This is a genomic window from Roseovarius sp. TE539 (genome assembly GCF_003298505.1).
Taxonomy (GTDB): domain Bacteria; phylum Pseudomonadota; class Alphaproteobacteria; order Rhodobacterales; family Rhodobacteraceae; genus Roseovarius.
In genome coordinates this window covers 62,253-77,171 of sequence record NZ_QNGB01000017.1, presented here as the reverse complement: position 1 = coordinate 77,171, position 14,919 = coordinate 62,253, and the positions used below count along the sequence as shown (strand labels likewise).

The window sequence follows — 14,919 nt, the reverse complement described above, 5'->3', positions numbered from 1 at the left end:
AGGGTCGGCGCGATACAATGGGTGGCGGTCATAGCCGGTCTCCTCAGCGGTGTGGTTGTGCAAAACCACTGTTGAGACCTGAGACCCGGTTATGGCCACACGCTGCGCTATCTGGGGGCTGCGCGCGGGGCCATAACCCGTCGGCAGCCCATTTTCCCGACGTGCTACGGGGATGCGCTGCAAGGATCGCCCGTGGCGGATATCACCGCCGATCCGCAAAGCGGCTGGACGGGGGTGCATCCGGCCATACTTGCGATGAATTGCCTGGCCTATGATGCCGCGACCCTTGGCAATCACGAGTTCAATTTCGGGTTGCCCTGGCTCACCCGGATGCTGAGCGCCGCGCGCCATCCCGTGACCTGCGCAAACCTGAAACTGACCTGCGGTCGATTCCTTCCGCCATACCTTCTGCTGGACCGCATGATCCGCAGCCATGACGGTGAAAAGCATCCCATTCGCATAGGTATCATCGGTCTGGTGCCACCTCAGGTCACAAGCTGGGATCATCTGCATCTCGGGGACCGGTTGATCAGCGAGGACATGGTCAAGGCATCGCGCGAACTTGTGCCCCGCATCCGTGAAGAGGGCGCCGACCTGATTGTCGCACTTGCCCATACCGGAATCGACACCGGCCCTGCGCATCCGTTCATGGAAAACGCGGCCCTTCAGATCGCCGCGGTGCCGGGGGTCGACGCGCTTCTGGCAGGGCACAGTCATCAGATCTTTCCGGACTCCACGGTACCCGGCACCGATGGGGGGGCCGTCGATTCGGCCATCGGCACGCTCAGCGGGACCCCTGCGGTCATGGCGGGTTTCGGTGGATCGCACCTGGGCATCCTGGATCTTGCCCTGCGGCGGCACCATGGTCACTGGACCATAACCGGCCACCGGAGCGAAGCACGTCCGGTCACCAGCATGAAAACCGGCATCGCGGCGGCCCCGGATGCCGAGATCAGCCGCGCCCTGACCAAGACGCACGCTGCCACACTCAGGCTTACCCGCCGCCCGATCGGCCACAGCCCCGCGCCGCTGCACAGTTATCTTGCCATGGTCGGTGACAGCGCCGCGCTACGGCTTGTGAACGCAGCGCAGCACGAGGCCATGGCGGAGTTGCTGCGCGGGACCGCGCACGAGAACCTTCCGATCCTGTCGGCGACCGCCCCCTTCAAGGCCGGCGGCCGCGGCGGACCGGGCCATTACACCGATATTCCCGCAGGGCCGCTGAAGCTGCGCCATGCCGCTGATCTTTATATCTTTCCGAACACTCTTTGCGGCTTGCAGATAACCGGCGCGTTACTTCGCGACTGGCTGGAGCGTGCCGCAAGCTGTTTCAACCGTATCGGCCCCGACGCCCGGGGCGTGCCGTTGCTGAATCCTGAAATGCCGTCACATGATTTCGACGTCATCAGTGGCCTCACCTACCGGATCGACCTTTCGCAACCGGCCCGCCACGCCCCTGGCGGCGCCTTGGCCTCGCCCGGCGCCACGCGTATCCGCGACCTGCGCCATGCCGGCAAACCGGTCCGCGCGTCGGATGTGTTCATACTGGCCACCAACAGCTATCGGGCCTATGGCGGCGGCGGTTACCCCGATCTACCGGACACGGAACGCATCCATACCGGAAAGACGCAGGTGCGCGACGTTCTGGTGCGCCATATCCGGTCGCGCAGCCAGGTGGCGCCGCCCGCCGGCGTCACGTGGTCGTTCGCATCACAACCCGGCGCCAGCGCAATACTTGAGACCGGACCGGGGGTTCGCCGGCATGCCGCAGAGCTTGCCGCCCTCGGTGCGACCGATCTTGGTGGCGGTTCCGGCGGGTTCGTCCGGTTGCACCTGCCATTTGACGGCCCTCTTGCATCTCGCGGGAATGACAATTAACTGATCACTTGAGAGGTTGGCGCGGGCAAGCGCCTCGCCAACCCGGTCAGATCCGGAAGGAAGCAGCCGTAACGAGCCCCGCTTGGGTCGTTGTCCAACCTCTCACCCCCCTCATGCCGTCGAACCCTTTGCAATCGGCCGTCGCGGGTCAGACGGATTTCAGGTTGACGGCCCGGCAGGATGTTTCGGCCTCCCTCCATCTGATCGCGGTGGACGCGGTCACGCCCAAAGCCTAGTTTGGCGATGACGAATCCGAAGGCGCCCGCATGTCCGACAGCCCAGCCTACCAAGTGCTTGCCCGCAAATATCGGCCCGAAACCTTCGCCGACCTTGTCGGACAGGACGCGATGGTACGCACCCTGCGCAATGCCTTCAGGGCCGACCGGATCGCGCAGGCCTTCATCCTGACCGGTATCCGCGGGACCGGCAAGACAACCACCGCACGGATCATCGCCAAGGGCATGAACTGTACCGGCGCCGACGGGTCCGGCGGCCCCACCACCGATCCGTGCGGTGAATGCGAACACTGCACCGCGATCATGGAAGGCCGGCATGTCGACGTGCTGGAGATGGACGCGGCCTCGAACACCGGGGTGCAGAACATCCGCGACGCGATCATCGAGACCGTGAGTTACCGCGCCGCGTCGGCCCGCTACAAGATCTTCATAATCGACGAAGTCCACATGCTCAGCGCCTCTGCCTTCAACGCCTTGTTGAAGACGCTCGAGGAACCGCCCGAACATGTGAAATTCATCTTCGCGACAACCGAAATCCGCAAGGTTCCGGTGACGGTGCTCAGCCGCTGCCAGCGCTTTGACCTGCGACGGATCGAACCCGAAGTGATGATCGCGCTGCTCAAGCGTATCGCCGCAGCCGAGGTTGCGGAAATCAGCGACGAGGCGCTGGCGCTGATCACCCGGGCCGCCGAGGGATCGGCACGCGATGCCACGTCGCTTCTTGATCAGGCGATCAGCCACGGCGCCGGCGAAACCACCGTCGATCAGGTTCGGGCGATGCTGGGCCTCGCGGACCGCGGGCGCGTCCTCGATCTGTTCGACATGGTGATGAAGGGCGATGCCGCCGCCGCCCTCGCGGAGCTCGCCTCGCAATATGCCGAAGGCGCCGATCCGATGGCGGTGCTGCGCGATCTGGCCGAGGTCACGCACTGGATCTCGGTGGTCAAGATCACGCCCGAGGCCGCTGCCGATCCCACCATCGGCCCCGACGAGCGGAGCCGCGGGCAATCGATGGCCGCGGCCCTGCCTATGCGGGTTCTCACGCGGATGTGGCAAATGCTTCTGAAAGCGCTGGAAGAAGTCGCCGAAGCCCCGAATGCGATGATGGCCGCCGAGATGGCGGTGATCCGCCTCACCCATGTCGCGGACCTTCCCACGCCCGAGGATTTGCTACGCAAACTGCGTGACGCCCCGCCCTCTCCCGGTCCCGGCGGAGGCGGCGGAGCGGTTGCATCGGAACGTCGGGATGATGTCACGGGGCCGGACACGCAAGGCGGCGCACCCCGCACCTCCGGCGCGGCACCCGGCGGCAACGGCCCCGGCGGACAAACCACGGCACTGGCCGCGGAAGAACAGCCGGCGCTGGCGCATTACCCCGGGTTCGGGGATGTCGTTGCTCTGATCCGCGCCAACCGCGACGCCAAGCTGCTTATAGAGGTTGAAAACCATTTGCGCCTGGCTGCCTACGCTCCGGGGCGGATTGAATTCGTCCCGGCCGATGGCGCCGCGCCCGATCTGGCACAGCGTCTGGGCGCTGCCCTGCAGCGCTGGACCGGTAATCGCTGGGCCGTCACCCTGGTCAACGAGGGCGGCGGCAAAACGATCGCCGAAACCCGTGACGCGGAACGACTCGCACTTGAGGCGCAGGCAATGGAACACCCCCTTGTTCAGGCCGTCTTCGAGGCCTTCCCCACGGCTGAAATCCGCACCATCAAGACAACCGAGGCACGGCTTGCCGAAGCCGAGAGCGAAGCGCTTCCCGAGGTAGAGGACGAATGGGACCCGTTTGAAGAGGACTGAGCGCACCGGGGCGGGTTGTCTGTCGCCTTTGCCGCACCGATATGGTTAAAGCAGGCGTGACCGGCGCCACGCCGCGGGGGCGGACAAGCATAACGAACGAGGAGAGACACGCGATGTTCAAGGGACTGGGCCAGATGGGCGACATGGGCAAGATGATGAAGGCTGCCCAGGAAATGCAGGAAAAGATGGCCGCGCTGCAGGAAGAAATGCACCAGATGACCGTCGAGGGTGAATCGGGCGCCGGTCTTGTCCGGGCGGTGGCCACCTGCAAGGGCGAACTCAGGAGCCTCGATATCGACCCGTCGATCTTTTCCGGCGATGACAAGGAAGTGGTGGAGGATCTGATCCTTGCCGCCATCAAGGATGCCCAGCAAAAGGCCAGCGACCGAGCGCAGGAAGAAATGGGCAAGATCACCGAGGGCATGGGCCTGCCCAAGGACATGAAGCTGCCGTTCTGAATCGTCCCTGCGGATGAGCAGCACGCGCGACATCGACGCCCTGATCGATATGATGGCAAAATTGCCGGGCCTGGGGCCGCGGTCGGCCCGACGCGCCGTTCTGCACCTTATCCGCAAGCGTGAGCTGCAGCTCGCCCCGCTTGCCGGCCAGATGCAGCGTGTCGCCGACACGGCCCGCGAATGCGCGCGCTGCGGCAATGTCGGCACTCTCGAAGTCTGCGATATCTGCACCGATGCGGCACGCGCGAACGGGCAGATCTGCGTGGTCGAGGATGTCGCGGATCTCTGGGCGATGGAGCGGGGCAGCGCCTTCAAGGGGCGCTACCATGTGCTTGGCGGCACCCTCAGTGCGCTCGACCAGGTGGGCCCCGAAGACCTGCGGATTCCGCAACTCCTGAACCGGATCGGTGCAGAGGAAATCTCCGAAGTGATCCTGGCGCTCAACGCCACCGTGGACGGCCAAACCACCGCCCATTACATAGCCGATCAACTGGAAAATCGCGTCAGCCTCACCTCACTGGCGCAGGGCGTGCCCATCGGAGGTGAGCTCGACTACCTTGACGACGGCACCATCAGCGCCGCGCTTGCGGCGCGAAAACGGCTCTAGGGTTGCCCGGATCAGGACGGCCCGGAGTGGCCGCCGTCATCAGCGACCACCATTATCCTCTTCATCGTCTTCGTCGTCATCCGTCTCGGGCAGGTTGAAGAAGCTGTCCGCGTCGATCTCCCCGTCCTCCGTCTTGTCGCCGGACCCGTCGTCATCGCCGCTGAGGCTGAACGTCTCCAGCCCTTCGATGGCCGTGGGAAACTTGGGCTCTGCCTCCATTTCCAGGCTCTGTTCGGTGCTCAGCAACGCACGACGCTCATCGTCGCCGATGCTCTCGCCGTCACGGGCCTTCTTGGCCGCGGCTTTCTGCACGGCGGCATCCAGCTCGGATTGCTTGCAAAGGCCAAGCGCCACCGGGTCTATCGGCTGCATGTTGGAGATGTTCCAGTGGGTGCGCTCGCGTATCGACTGGATCGTCGGTTTAGTGGTCCCCACGAGCCGGGCAATCTGCGCATCGGCCAGTTCGGGGTGGAACTTGACCAGCCAAAGGATCGCGTTCGGACGATCCTGCCGCTTCGACAACGGCGTGTAACGCGGTCCGCGGCGCTTTTCCTCGCCGGTCGCCGCAGGATTGTGCTTGAGCCTGAGCTGGTGCAGCGGATCCTTCTCGGCACGGCTGATCTCGTCCTGGGTGAGCTGATTGTTGGCGATCGGGTCGAACCCCTTCACGCCGGCGGCCACATCGCCGTCGGCGATACCCTGGATCTCGAGTTCATGCATCCCGACGAAATCGGCGATCTGCTTGAAACTGATCGTCGTGTTGTCCACCAGCCAGACGGCGGTGGCCTTGGCCATAAGCGGTTTTACCATGTTCCGGGTCTCCTTCACGCATATCTTCCCCGCCGCCTTGAAGGGCGGTCCCGGATCATTTCCGGGACGGGTTTCCGTTGTCGGGGAACTTGGGCGGTATATAGTCCGTGGCGGCGAAAAATGAAAGACCAAAACATGCGTTTCCTGCTGCTCCTGCTCCTCGCCGCCAATGCCGCCCTCGCCGAGGGGGAGCGCGCGGGTGAGTTCGACTATTACGTACTCAGCCTCAGCTGGTCTCCGACATGGTGCGCGCTGGACGGGGACGATCGCGGGGCGGCCCAATGCACGGCCCGCGCCGGCCGGGGCTGGATCCTGCACGGGCTGTGGCCGCAATACCACCGCGGCTGGCCATCCCATTGCCGCGGCACCCGGCGCCCGCCCACGCGCGCCCTGACCGCCGGCATGGCCGACGTGATGGGCTCCTCCGGCCTCGCCTGGTACCAGTGGAAAAAGCACGGTACCTGCACCGGTCTGTCGGCACCGGATTACTACGCACTGGCACGGCAAGCCTTCGCCCGGGTGACCCGGCCGGCTGTGTTCCGCAAGCTCGACCGCCCGGTCCGGGTCGCCCCCGCGGTGATCGAACAGGCGTTTCTCAAGGCCAATCCGGGCTGGAAACCCGACATGCTGACCATCACCTGCCGCGCGGGCCGCATCCAGGAAGCACGGCTTTGCCTGTCAAAAGAGCTGGAGCCGGTGCCCTGCGGGCGCGATGTGGTGACGGATTGCCGGCTCGGCAGCGCCCTCCTCGATCCGGTGAGATAGCGGGCACCGATCCTGCCGCTTTTCCGGCTTCATCTTTCTCCAAATACTCGGGTGCGGACAACGCCGGATGGCGCATCGTTCAGAGCAACCGCCCGGCAAGCACCACCAGCGCCACCGGGATCAGGCTGGCATGCAGCACATGATCGAACCAGTTGCTGCTGCCCAGCCGAAATGCCCAGAACGCCTGCCCCGCCACCGCCACCAGCGGCGCGAAAAGACTGCCCTGCACCATCCCGTAGCCACAAACCGCCAGAACCATGACCCCCACCGGCAGTGGCGCATACCCCAGACGGTAGATGTCCGCCGGCAGGGTTCCCGTCGCCGTGGCAAGGAACGCTCCGTAGGCGAGCACGAAAACCACCAGCTCAACAGTACCGAACGGTATCACCTCGACCCCCAGGCCGGTCACCATGTGACGCAGGACGAGAAATGCCAGAACCACCCGGAACGATCCCAGCACCGCCACGACCCCGCGCAGCACCAGGGTGTCGCGAAATGCCCAGACCGCGACGGCGCTCGACAATGCCGCGGCCGCGATGGCCGCTGGCCCGGGAAGGATCAGCGCGGCCAGGCCCCAGAGTATCCAGGCCAGGAGGAGGCCAAGCCAGATCGTCGTCAGCCCCGCGGTCATGCGTCGCCCTCCCTCGTCCGCTCCCGGGCGGCCAGCCATGCCGCGTTGAAGACGTGGGCGCGTATTCCCCGCTTGTTGCCAAAGGAATAGGTCAGCACGATCTGACCATCCGCCAGACGGCGCAGCATCGGATAACGCACGGCCTCGGCCGGGGTTCCATCCCCTTCCTCCAGCGTGCAGATGCGGCGCCAGCTGCGCCCGCCATCCTCCGAAACGGCAAGCCTGAGGATATCACCGCGCCGGGTGTCGTCGTTGAACACCAGAAGAATGCGCCCTCCGCCCAGCCCCAGGGCCGCCACCGGCGCATCCGGGTTGGGCAGGTCGCTTTCAAGGACCGAGGACCAGTGGCGCCCGCCATCGGCTGTCTCGCTGATCAGAAGCCGCCGCGATCCGCCACCGAAATTGCGCAGCAGCGCCACGGCGCGGTTTTCATCAAGCGGCACGATCATGGGCTGTATGGCATTCCGGCCATCAGGCAAGCGCCGCATGTCGCGCACCCGCCCCTCGGGATCGAGGCGCACCAGCATGCTGTAGCCGCTTTTCATCTCGAAATAGGCGGGAAGACCATGATTGCCGTCGGCATAGGCCACCATCGGCGACTTCACCAGATGCGACCGATTGAAGAGCGGCGACAGGTTCAGCTTGCGGGCCTTCACCGGGGTCGTCCCGGCCTTGCCGGTGCGGACATCCGCGACCGACGCCATCGCCCAGCCCCCGATGGAAACGACGGTGGCGAAATACCCCCCCGGCACCGCCTCGTTCTCGATCGTGTTGCCCAGCGTGACGACAAGCTGCCGCGGGTCGAACGCGTCGCTCAGGGACTTGCGGGTGATGAAGGGCGTGGGCGGCGCGTGACGCCAGCAACCCCTGGAGCGAGTGAAGACGGCCCGATGAATGTCCACATCGGCCTGTGCCTCCTCCGACCCCTGGAACCAGATGATTGAAAAGCCCTCCGGCTCGACAATGACGGAGGGTGAATGCGCCTCCCCCTCGGCAGGCGCGTGATCGAACACCGTTTCGAAGATCGGCGGGCTTGTGGACTCTTCCTGTTCCGTCGGGGCGAAACGCCACTCCAGCCTGATGTCGCGCCGCATCGCGAAACCGGTCAACCCAAGGCTCACGACACTCATCACACCGGCCAGGATCACCGGGGAGATCGGGCCGACGGAATCCGCGATCGCGGCGATCAAGGGGCGCCGCCGGTCACGGCAAGACCGGGTTCATCTTGCACACCAGGGGCCGCGAACACGCCCGGCAAGGAAAATGGCCCGGTTCCGGGAAGCCGCATTTCAGGAAACGATTTCAAAATCCTCACCCCATTCACACCCTTTCGGGCCAGGAATTTTAACGTGTTTATGACATGTGCGACTTCGGGTGTCATGTGCCTTCGGATCGCCTGTCCCGTCTTGCGCGGGGTCAGGTTTCGCCCGAAACCTCGAGGACGATCTTGCCGACATGGTCACTGCTTTCCATGCGCGCATGGGCCTCGGACGCCGCGGCCAGCGGGAATTGCGAATCCATGACCGGCGCCACCTTGCCCGCCTCCAGCAGGGGCCAGACATCGGCGCGCAGCCCTTCGGCGATCCGGGCCTTGGCCAGGTCGCTCTGTGGACGCAGGGTGCTGCCGGTGATCGTCAAACGCCGGGTCATGACCTGCGCGAAATTCAGTTCCGCCCTGGGACCGGACAGGAAGGCGATCTGCACCAGGCGCCCGTCATCCGCCAGGCATTTCACGTTGCGCGGGATGTAATCTCCACCGACCATGTCCAGAATCAGGTCGGCGCCGCCCTCCTCTTGCAGCACCGAAACGAAATCCTCCTCCCGGTAGTTGATCGCGCGTTCGGCGCCGAGGTCACGGCAGACGTCGCATTTCTCTGCGGACCCGGCGGTCGTGAAGACCCGCGCGCCGAATTCCCGCGCCAACTGTATCGCGGTGGTACCGATGCCGCTGGATCCGCCATGTACCAGGAAACGCTCACCGCCCTGCAAGCCGCCACGTCCGAAGACATTCGACCAGACCGTGAAGAAGGTCTCGGGCAGGCAGGCGGCCCGCCGCAGGTCCATGGGGCCGGGCACCGGCAGGCAGTGCGCCGCCGGCGTCGCCACGTATTCGGCATAGCCCCCGCCGGGCAGCAGGGCGCAAACCCTCTCGCCGACGGACCGGTCGCTCACCCCTGTGCCAACCGCGACGATCTCGCCCGCGGCCTCCAGCCCGGGCAGGTCGCTCGCCGAGGGCGGCGGCGCATACATGCCAGCCCGTTGCAGGGCGTCGGGGCGGTTCACACCCGCCCAGGCGATCCTGATCACCACTTCGCCGGCGTGCGCGTCCGGCACCGGGCGCTTCACCTCGCGAAGCACCTCCGGGCCACCCGGCTTCGAGATTTCGATCGCGCGCATCGTGCCTGCCATCAATCCAGTCCCCGGTCGGGGGCAGACCAGTGCCCCGGCATGTCTTCCCCTGCACGGCCGCGCGGCGCCCGGATACGGCCCATCAGCGCCATTGGCCCGGCCAGCACCCGGCTCAGGACAGGATCTTCGCGGACCTTTCCCTTCACGGTTTCGATACGCATCACGTCCTCGATGCGGCGGTCAAGGAAATCCCAGGTCGCCGTTGCGTGTTCGCTTTCATCGCCCAGCCAGTAAAGAACGGTGGAACTGTACACACCGGCAAGGGTGGCGCGTTTGGTGTACCAGTTGACATCGTCTGACCTGTCTCCCAGGGCTGTCCATATTCGATCGCAGGTATTCCAGACAGCGCGCGCGCCATCGCCGGCATGCTGCGGCAGAGCGAAAAGCGCCGCGCCGCGCCGTACCAGCTCCCGATCCTCCGCGGCCTCGATGCGGAACCGCACCGCCGCCGCGATGCGATCGCGAAACCGCAGTGCGCCCAGGTCCTCGGCCTCGAGCCGCGCCAGCATCGCGCGATCTCCCTCCTCTTGGAAGGCCAGGGCCAGGTCGACGGCGCCACGCGGAAATACCGCCCTGACGATCGCCGGTGCCACCTGTGCATCGGCGGCGGCGCCCCTTAGCGTGACGTCGCTCCAGCCATCGAAAGGCACATGCAGCTTTGCCGCCTCCAGGATCGCTGCGCGCGGGTCGGGTTCGGTCATGTCGCTCTCCAAATTGCGTCGGGTCCACCCTAGACAAGTAGGTCGGCTCTTGCTATAGGGCCAATTCCTGCAATCACTTGCAACTTTAACCCAGGAAGGTGGTGACACCACATGCAGGTCAGTGTTCGCGACAACAATGTCGATCAGGCGCTCCGCGCCCTGAAGAAAAAGCTGCAGCGCGAAGGCGTTTTCCGCGAAATGAAGCTCAAGCAGCATTTCGAGAAACCCTCCGAGAAGAAGGCGCGCGAGAAGGCCGAGGCCATCCGCCGTGCCCGCAAGCTTGCGCGCAAGAAGGCGCAGCGCGAAGGGCTCCTCTGAGGGTCGGCTGAACTTTCCGACACGAAACTGACGACCCCCGGGCGCCCGCTTCGGGGGTTTGTCGTCTTGAAGCTGCGGTTTGGGGCGCCTCCCGAAAGGTGCGCCGCCGACGAAAAGCGCCCGCCATTCCCGCCCTCACCTCTTGAAGCCGAAAAACGTCCGTTTATAGTGCGCCATTCCTCGAGTCGTGAAGATACGCACCTTCCAGGACGGTTACGTCAGGCCCCTCTATCATGATCACCCGCAAATTCGTCGATGCCCTGTTGCTTTCGCTGGCCGCTCTGGCGCTCGTCTTGACGCTCTGGTTCTATGTCACCGATCCCGGCTATTTCTCGGCAAGCTTTGCCGCCGAGGACGGACCGGTTGAATACGCCACCGCGTTCTTTCTGCTTGTGGCAAGCGGCGTTCTGGCATGCCGCGCGGTATCACTTCGGCGCGGCGGCAGACCATACCTCGTGGTTCTGATGACGATCTACGCGCTGATGTTCTTTGTTGCCAGCGGCGAAGAGGTGTCATGGGGCCAACGCATTTTCGACTGGGAAACCGGGGAATTCTTCGCAGAACACAATACGCAGGACGAAACCAACCTTCACAACCTCGCCATCGGCGAGGTGCGATTGGCGAAGACGCTGTTCGGCGGTTTCCTGACTCTGATGATCCTGCTCTATCTGGTGGCGCTTCCACTGCTCCATCGGCGCAGCGCACGCATTGCCCGCCTTGCCGACCGGCTCGTGGTACCGGTTCCCGGGTGGCGGCACGCCGTGATGGCCATTCTTGCCAGTATCGTCATCGGCGCCATCGACATCCAGCGACAATGGGAAGTCTACGAACTGGTGTTCAGTCTGCTGGCGGTGTCGATTTTCGTTTCGCCCCGCAACGACGCGTCTCTCCGCTGACAGCGCGGGGACACTCCAGCCACCGAAAGCGTGAATGCTGTCCGCAGCCACCAGCTTGCCGCCGGTCCCGTCCCGTTGTAATGTAACGGATTGATGACAGGGGCACATTTCGCCTGATGAACGAAAAACTGAATATTGTCCTGCTCCTTCTGGCTTTTCTGGCCGCGGCAACTTTGCCGGTCTTTCACGCGCTCAGGACCCCTTTCTTTCATCAGACCTACGCCGCCGAGGACGGGCCGGTGGAATGGCTCACCTTCCTGTGCCTCTGCGCCTGTGCCTTCGTGCTCGCGCGTCAGGCCATTGCAGTCCGCCGCGCGGGCGGTCGCCGCTTGGCGGCCCTGCTGCTGGGCCTTTACGCCTGCGCGTTCCTGTTCGCGGCTGGAGAGGAGATTTCCTGGGGACAGCGAATCTTCGGCTGGGAAGCGGGCGCGTTCTTCACGGAAAACAGCAACCGCGCCGAAACCAACCTCCACAACCTCAAGATCGGCGAGGTCAAGCTGGTGCAGTTTCTCTTCGGCCATGTCCTGACGCTCGTGCTGTTGTCTTATCTCGTGGTCCTGCCGGTCCTGCATCCGGCTCTGGCCTTCGTGCAGCGGTTGACCGAAATGTTCGCTGTCCCGGTGCCACATCTCCATCATGCCGCTCTCGCGTTGCTTGCTTCGGTCGCAGAAGCCGCTGTCGACCTGCAGCGCCAATGGGAAATCTACGAATTGGTCTTTGCGCTGCTGGCGCTGTCCATCTTTCTGTTGCCGAAGAATGCACGTGTTTTCAGGCCCGCGCCCGGGGTGGCGCCCTCATCACAAAAGGCCATGCCTCCGCGCGCTTGATGCGGGTCGGCGCTTGCTGTAACCGCCTGTTGAACCGACGCTGTAGAAAAGGGTCCGGCCATGCTCCGCCTCAATGAACGCTCCGGCCTCAGCCACGCCGATTCGCTCCTGTTCGGTGCCGCATACACCACGCTTGCATTCACGGTGATCTACTATGTGACGGGAATGCACGAGGAATTCCGCCTGGGCTTCGCGACCGAGGACGGCCCGGTGGAATGGGGGACGGCGATCTGCCTGCTTTTCTCGTCGATCGTGCTGATCCGCAACGCGGCGGTACTGCGCGCCCGGCGCGGGGCCTTGGCGGCGGTCCTGACCGGGATCTACGCCCTGGCGTTCTTCTTCGCGGCTGGCGAGGAGATCTCCTGGGGATACCGGATTTTCAACTGGGAGGCGGGGGAATTCTTTCTTGAACACAACGCCCAGCAGGAAACCAACCTGCACAACCTTGTCGTGGGGGACGTGAAACTGGTCAAGACGCTTTTCGGAAGCGCCCTGACGGTCGTGATTCTCCTTTACCTGCTGATCCTCCCGCTGCTTTATTCCCGCATCGCCTTCCTGAGCCGTCTCGTGGACCGGCTCGCGATCCCTGTGGCCGATACACGCCACGCGGTGCTGACGCTGGTAGCCACCATCGTCGTCGCATCCGTTCAGTTGACGCACAAATGGGAAAGTTACGAGTTCGTCTTCAGTCTTCTGACCATCTCGATCTTCCTGCAGCCGCGCAATGCCGACCGCGTAACCTGACGCACTGTCATTCCACGAATCGGATACTGTCGCGCGCCGCCAGAAGGTCCTTGCGTTCAGCCTCCGCATGGAGCGACGAGACAAGGCAGCCACGATCCGCCTCTTCCGTCAGCCCGAGCGCCCTGAGCGCCGCATCTATGTTGACCCCATTCTGCGGCAGGCGTGGCCGGTTCGAGGCATTCTGCACCGGTCCGCCGGGCAACTCCGCGGTGGTCAGTCCACAGAAATCCGCCACCGCCTGCAGCGCGCCGGGTGCTTCGATGTTCACCGCGATGAAATCGTCCCGGCCGCGGAAATGTCGCAACACCCAGGCGAAGTAGTCCGCCCGCCGCCAGATCTCGTTGATGAAATTCTGAACGGTGAAGACCTTCTGATGATGCGTGGCGATGCTGATCAGGTATTTCCGCAAGGGGCGGAAGTTGAGGATGAAAACGGCATTGGGGTAAACGCGGTCGAAGGCCGCGACCGGGCGCACCTGACCGAAATCCGAAAAGGCGTCGAAGCGACCGGTCCGCCAGTCGCTCGAATCGTGGAAGCTGCGGATGCCATTGACCTCGAACAGTTTGTGAAGCGCCGTCGTCCCGTTCCGCGGATGGCCGATGACGAAATACTTGACCGCATGCCGGTCACCTTTCGGGGTCACCATGAAATGCAGCCGCATCCGCGCCCGGATGACGCCGAAAGCCAGATCGTTGATGTCCGTGGTCCGCCGCATCCCGCGCCTCCTGGAAAAGGATCATGCCTTGCCGGTCAGATGATCTCGTCTTCATCGAACAGCGGGGCCGCGGCAAGATGCGCGCTGACACCCTGCACCGCAGCATCCCCACGCGCGGTTTCCGCGACATGGAACAAGGCGTCGCCCTCGTAAACCACGGGCATGTGAGTACGGCCGACGAGGATACCGGTGACATCCGCGACGACCTCGGTCTCGACCTCTCCGAACGGGTCGGAAATGGCGCCCAGCACGGTACCCGGCTCGACCATGTCACCATCGGCCACGTATCCCCGCAGCAGCCCGCCGGCCGGTGCGCGGTACCAGCTCGAATCGCCAACCATGACCGGCTTGTGGCGTATCTTCGGAACCCCTTTCCCGGGGATCATGCGCAGGTGCTTCATCACCCGCAGGATGCCCGACACACCGGCGCGCGCGGCCAGTTCGTCAAACCGAAGCGCGGCACCGCCCTCGTAAAGCAGCACATCGACCCCCGACTCCTCGGCGGCCATGCGCAACGACCCCTCGCGCAGTTTCGAGCGCATGATCACCGGCGCGCCAAAAGCATTCGCCAATTCGGCAAGCCGGTCATTTCCGGGTGTAAGACGGAGTTGCGGCAGGTTGGTGCGGTTGTTGGAGGCCGAATGCAGATCGACACCCACATCCGACCGCCCGACCACTTCGGTCATGAAGATATGCCCCAGCCGCGAGGCCATCGACCCCTGGCTCAACCCTGGAAAGCAGCGGTTCAGATCGCGCCGGTCCGGTAGGTAGCGCGAGTGGTTTAGAAACCCGAAGGTGTTGACGATCGGCACCGCCAGCAGGGTACCCGCCATGGTCTTCAGCGCCCCGGCCTTGAGCAGGCGGCGCACGATCTCCACCCCGATCACCTCGTCACCGTGGATGGCCGCGGAAACGAACATCACCGGGCCGGGCTTGCGCCCGTGCACCACATGCACCGACAGATGAACCGGCGTGTGGTCGGACAGACGGCTTACCGGGATATCGACGGTCTGACGCGTGCCGGGCGCGATTTCGTATCCGCCGATTTGAAAGGGTTTTCTCGTCTTGCCCGTTGCCATGCCATCCTCGCCCGTCGCCCGACCTTCGCGATACGCAAAAAGAAG

At 64.3% G+C, this 14,919-nt stretch carries 16 protein-coding genes and 1 other RNA gene; 10 read left to right on the top strand and 7 right to left on the bottom strand.

The annotated features are described in order from the left end of the window. Positions 1 to 78: 78 nt before the first annotated feature. From DQW77_RS11930 to recR, 5 genes are all read left to right on the top strand, one after another. Positions 79 to 1,878, top strand: coding sequence for a bifunctional 2',3'-cyclic-nucleotide 2'-phosphodiesterase/3'-nucleotidase (locus DQW77_RS11930; RefSeq protein WP_113258446.1), 1,800 nt, complete (start codon positions 79 to 81; stop codon positions 1,876 to 1,878). A 9-nt stretch (positions 1,879 to 1,887) separates the two neighbouring features. Further along, positions 1,888 to 1,986: signal recognition particle sRNA small type (gene ffs / locus DQW77_RS11925), an RNA gene on the top strand. A 158-nt stretch (positions 1,987 to 2,144) separates the two neighbouring features. Continuing rightward, positions 2,145 to 3,914, top strand: coding sequence for a DNA polymerase III subunit gamma/tau (locus DQW77_RS11920; protein ID WP_113258445.1), 1,770 nt, complete (start codon positions 2,145 to 2,147; stop codon positions 3,912 to 3,914). A gap of 113 nt (positions 3,915 to 4,027) precedes the next feature. Continuing rightward, positions 4,028 to 4,372 (top strand): YbaB/EbfC family nucleoid-associated protein, encoded by a 345-nt coding sequence (locus tag DQW77_RS11915; RefSeq protein WP_113258459.1) that lies wholly within the window; start codon positions 4,028 to 4,030, stop codon positions 4,370 to 4,372. Between the two features lie 13 nt (positions 4,373 to 4,385). Continuing rightward, on the top strand, positions 4,386 to 4,979 hold the full coding sequence (gene recR / locus DQW77_RS11910) for a recombination mediator RecR (RefSeq protein WP_113258444.1): 594 nt from the start codon (positions 4,386 to 4,388) through the stop codon (positions 4,977 to 4,979). A gap of 39 nt (positions 4,980 to 5,018) precedes the next feature. Here recR and DQW77_RS11905 read toward each other — a convergent pair whose 3' ends face one another. After that, a complete protein-coding gene (locus DQW77_RS11905) occupies positions 5,019 to 5,789 on the bottom strand; it encodes a DUF1013 domain-containing protein (protein WP_113258443.1) in 771 nt (256 codons plus the stop codon). A 120-nt stretch (positions 5,790 to 5,909) separates the two neighbouring features. Here DQW77_RS11905 and DQW77_RS11900 point away from each other — a divergent pair, with 120 nt between their 5' ends. Beyond that, the gene (locus tag DQW77_RS11900) at positions 5,910 to 6,554 is read left to right on the top strand and encodes a ribonuclease T2 (protein ID WP_258523845.1); all 645 of its coding nucleotides are present in this window, start codon (positions 5,910 to 5,912) and stop codon (positions 6,552 to 6,554) included. 79 nt (positions 6,555 to 6,633) lie between these two features. Here DQW77_RS11900 and DQW77_RS11895 read toward each other — a convergent pair whose 3' ends face one another. From DQW77_RS11895 to DQW77_RS11880, 4 genes are all read right to left on the bottom strand, one after another. Beyond that, a complete protein-coding gene (locus DQW77_RS11895; protein WP_113258441.1) occupies positions 6,634 to 7,185 on the bottom strand; it encodes a hypothetical protein in 552 nt (183 codons plus the stop codon). Next, positions 7,182 to 8,375 carry an exo-alpha-sialidase gene (locus DQW77_RS11890; RefSeq protein WP_113258440.1) on the bottom strand — a complete coding sequence of 398 codons (1,194 nt, stop codon included), beginning with the start codon at positions 8,373 to 8,375 and terminating at the stop codon, positions 7,182 to 7,184. The genes DQW77_RS11895 and DQW77_RS11890 overlap by 4 nt, the downstream gene beginning before the upstream one ends. Before the next feature lie 226 nt (positions 8,376 to 8,601). Then, a complete protein-coding gene (locus tag DQW77_RS11885; protein ID WP_113258458.1) occupies positions 8,602 to 9,594 on the bottom strand; it encodes an NAD(P)H-quinone oxidoreductase in 993 nt (330 codons plus the stop codon). Continuing rightward, the gene (locus tag DQW77_RS11880; RefSeq protein ID WP_113258439.1) at positions 9,594 to 10,295 is read right to left on the bottom strand and encodes a COQ9 family protein; all 702 of its coding nucleotides are present in this window, start codon (positions 10,293 to 10,295) and stop codon (positions 9,594 to 9,596) included. The genes DQW77_RS11885 and DQW77_RS11880 overlap by 1 nt, the downstream gene beginning before the upstream one ends. A gap of 111 nt (positions 10,296 to 10,406) precedes the next feature. Between DQW77_RS11880 and rpsU the strand changes: the two genes are divergently transcribed. The 4 genes from rpsU (at position 10,407) to DQW77_RS11860 (ending at position 13,080) form a co-directional block, all read left to right on the top strand. Next, entirely contained in the window at positions 10,407 to 10,613 is a 207-nt protein-coding gene (gene rpsU / locus DQW77_RS11875; protein ID WP_005614280.1) for a 30S ribosomal protein S21, read from the top strand. A gap of 233 nt (positions 10,614 to 10,846) precedes the next feature. Next, complete coding sequence (locus DQW77_RS11870) at positions 10,847 to 11,509, top strand: hypothetical protein (protein WP_113258438.1); 663 nt, start codon at positions 10,847 to 10,849, stop codon at positions 11,507 to 11,509. 116 nt (positions 11,510 to 11,625) lie between these two features. After that, a complete protein-coding gene (locus DQW77_RS11865) occupies positions 11,626 to 12,336 on the top strand; it encodes a hypothetical protein (RefSeq protein ID WP_113258437.1) in 711 nt (236 codons plus the stop codon). Between the two features lie 60 nt (positions 12,337 to 12,396). Continuing rightward, entirely contained in the window at positions 12,397 to 13,080 is a 684-nt protein-coding gene (locus DQW77_RS11860; RefSeq protein WP_113258436.1) for a hypothetical protein, read from the top strand. Between the two features lie 7 nt (positions 13,081 to 13,087). Here DQW77_RS11860 and DQW77_RS11855 read toward each other — a convergent pair whose 3' ends face one another. Then, the gene (locus tag DQW77_RS11855; RefSeq protein WP_113258435.1) at positions 13,088 to 13,795 is read right to left on the bottom strand and encodes a hypothetical protein; all 708 of its coding nucleotides are present in this window, start codon (positions 13,793 to 13,795) and stop codon (positions 13,088 to 13,090) included. A gap of 35 nt (positions 13,796 to 13,830) precedes the next feature. Continuing rightward, positions 13,831 to 14,874 (bottom strand): succinylglutamate desuccinylase/aspartoacylase family protein, encoded by a 1,044-nt coding sequence (locus DQW77_RS11850; RefSeq protein ID WP_113258457.1) that lies wholly within the window; start codon positions 14,872 to 14,874, stop codon positions 13,831 to 13,833. Between the last annotated feature and the right edge of the window lie 45 nt (positions 14,875 to 14,919).

Coding starts and splice junctions, on each gene's coding strand:
- DQW77_RS11920 (WP_113258445.1), top strand. CDS start 2,145: ATGTCCGACAGCCCAGCCTACCAAGTGCTTGCCCGCAAATATCGGCCC.
- DQW77_RS11915 (WP_113258459.1), top strand. CDS start 4,028: ATGTTCAAGGGACTGGGCCAGATGGGCGACATGGGCAAGATGATGAAG.
- recR (WP_113258444.1), top strand. CDS start 4,386: ATGAGCAGCACGCGCGACATCGACGCCCTGATCGATATGATGGCAAAA.
- DQW77_RS11905 (WP_113258443.1), bottom strand. CDS start 5,789: ATGGTAAAACCGCTTATGGCCAAGGCCACCGCCGTCTGGCTGGTGGAC.
- DQW77_RS11900 (WP_258523845.1), top strand. CDS start 5,910: ATGAAAGACCAAAACATGCGTTTCCTGCTGCTCCTGCTCCTCGCCGCC.
- DQW77_RS11895 (WP_113258441.1), bottom strand. CDS start 7,185: ATGACCGCGGGGCTGACGACGATCTGGCTTGGCCTCCTCCTGGCCTGG.
- DQW77_RS11885 (WP_113258458.1), bottom strand. CDS start 9,594: ATGGCAGGCACGATGCGCGCGATCGAAATCTCGAAGCCGGGTGGCCCG.
- DQW77_RS11880 (WP_113258439.1), bottom strand. CDS start 10,295: ATGACCGAACCCGACCCGCGCGCAGCGATCCTGGAGGCGGCAAAGCTG.
- rpsU (WP_005614280.1), top strand. CDS start 10,407: ATGCAGGTCAGTGTTCGCGACAACAATGTCGATCAGGCGCTCCGCGCC.
- DQW77_RS11870 (WP_113258438.1), top strand. CDS start 10,847: ATGATCACCCGCAAATTCGTCGATGCCCTGTTGCTTTCGCTGGCCGCT.
- DQW77_RS11865 (WP_113258437.1), top strand. CDS start 11,626: ATGAACGAAAAACTGAATATTGTCCTGCTCCTTCTGGCTTTTCTGGCC.
- DQW77_RS11860 (WP_113258436.1), top strand. CDS start 12,397: ATGCTCCGCCTCAATGAACGCTCCGGCCTCAGCCACGCCGATTCGCTC.
- DQW77_RS11855 (WP_113258435.1), bottom strand. CDS start 13,795: ATGCGGCGGACCACGGACATCAACGATCTGGCTTTCGGCGTCATCCGG.
- DQW77_RS11850 (WP_113258457.1), bottom strand. CDS start 14,874: ATGGCAACGGGCAAGACGAGAAAACCCTTTCAAATCGGCGGATACGAA.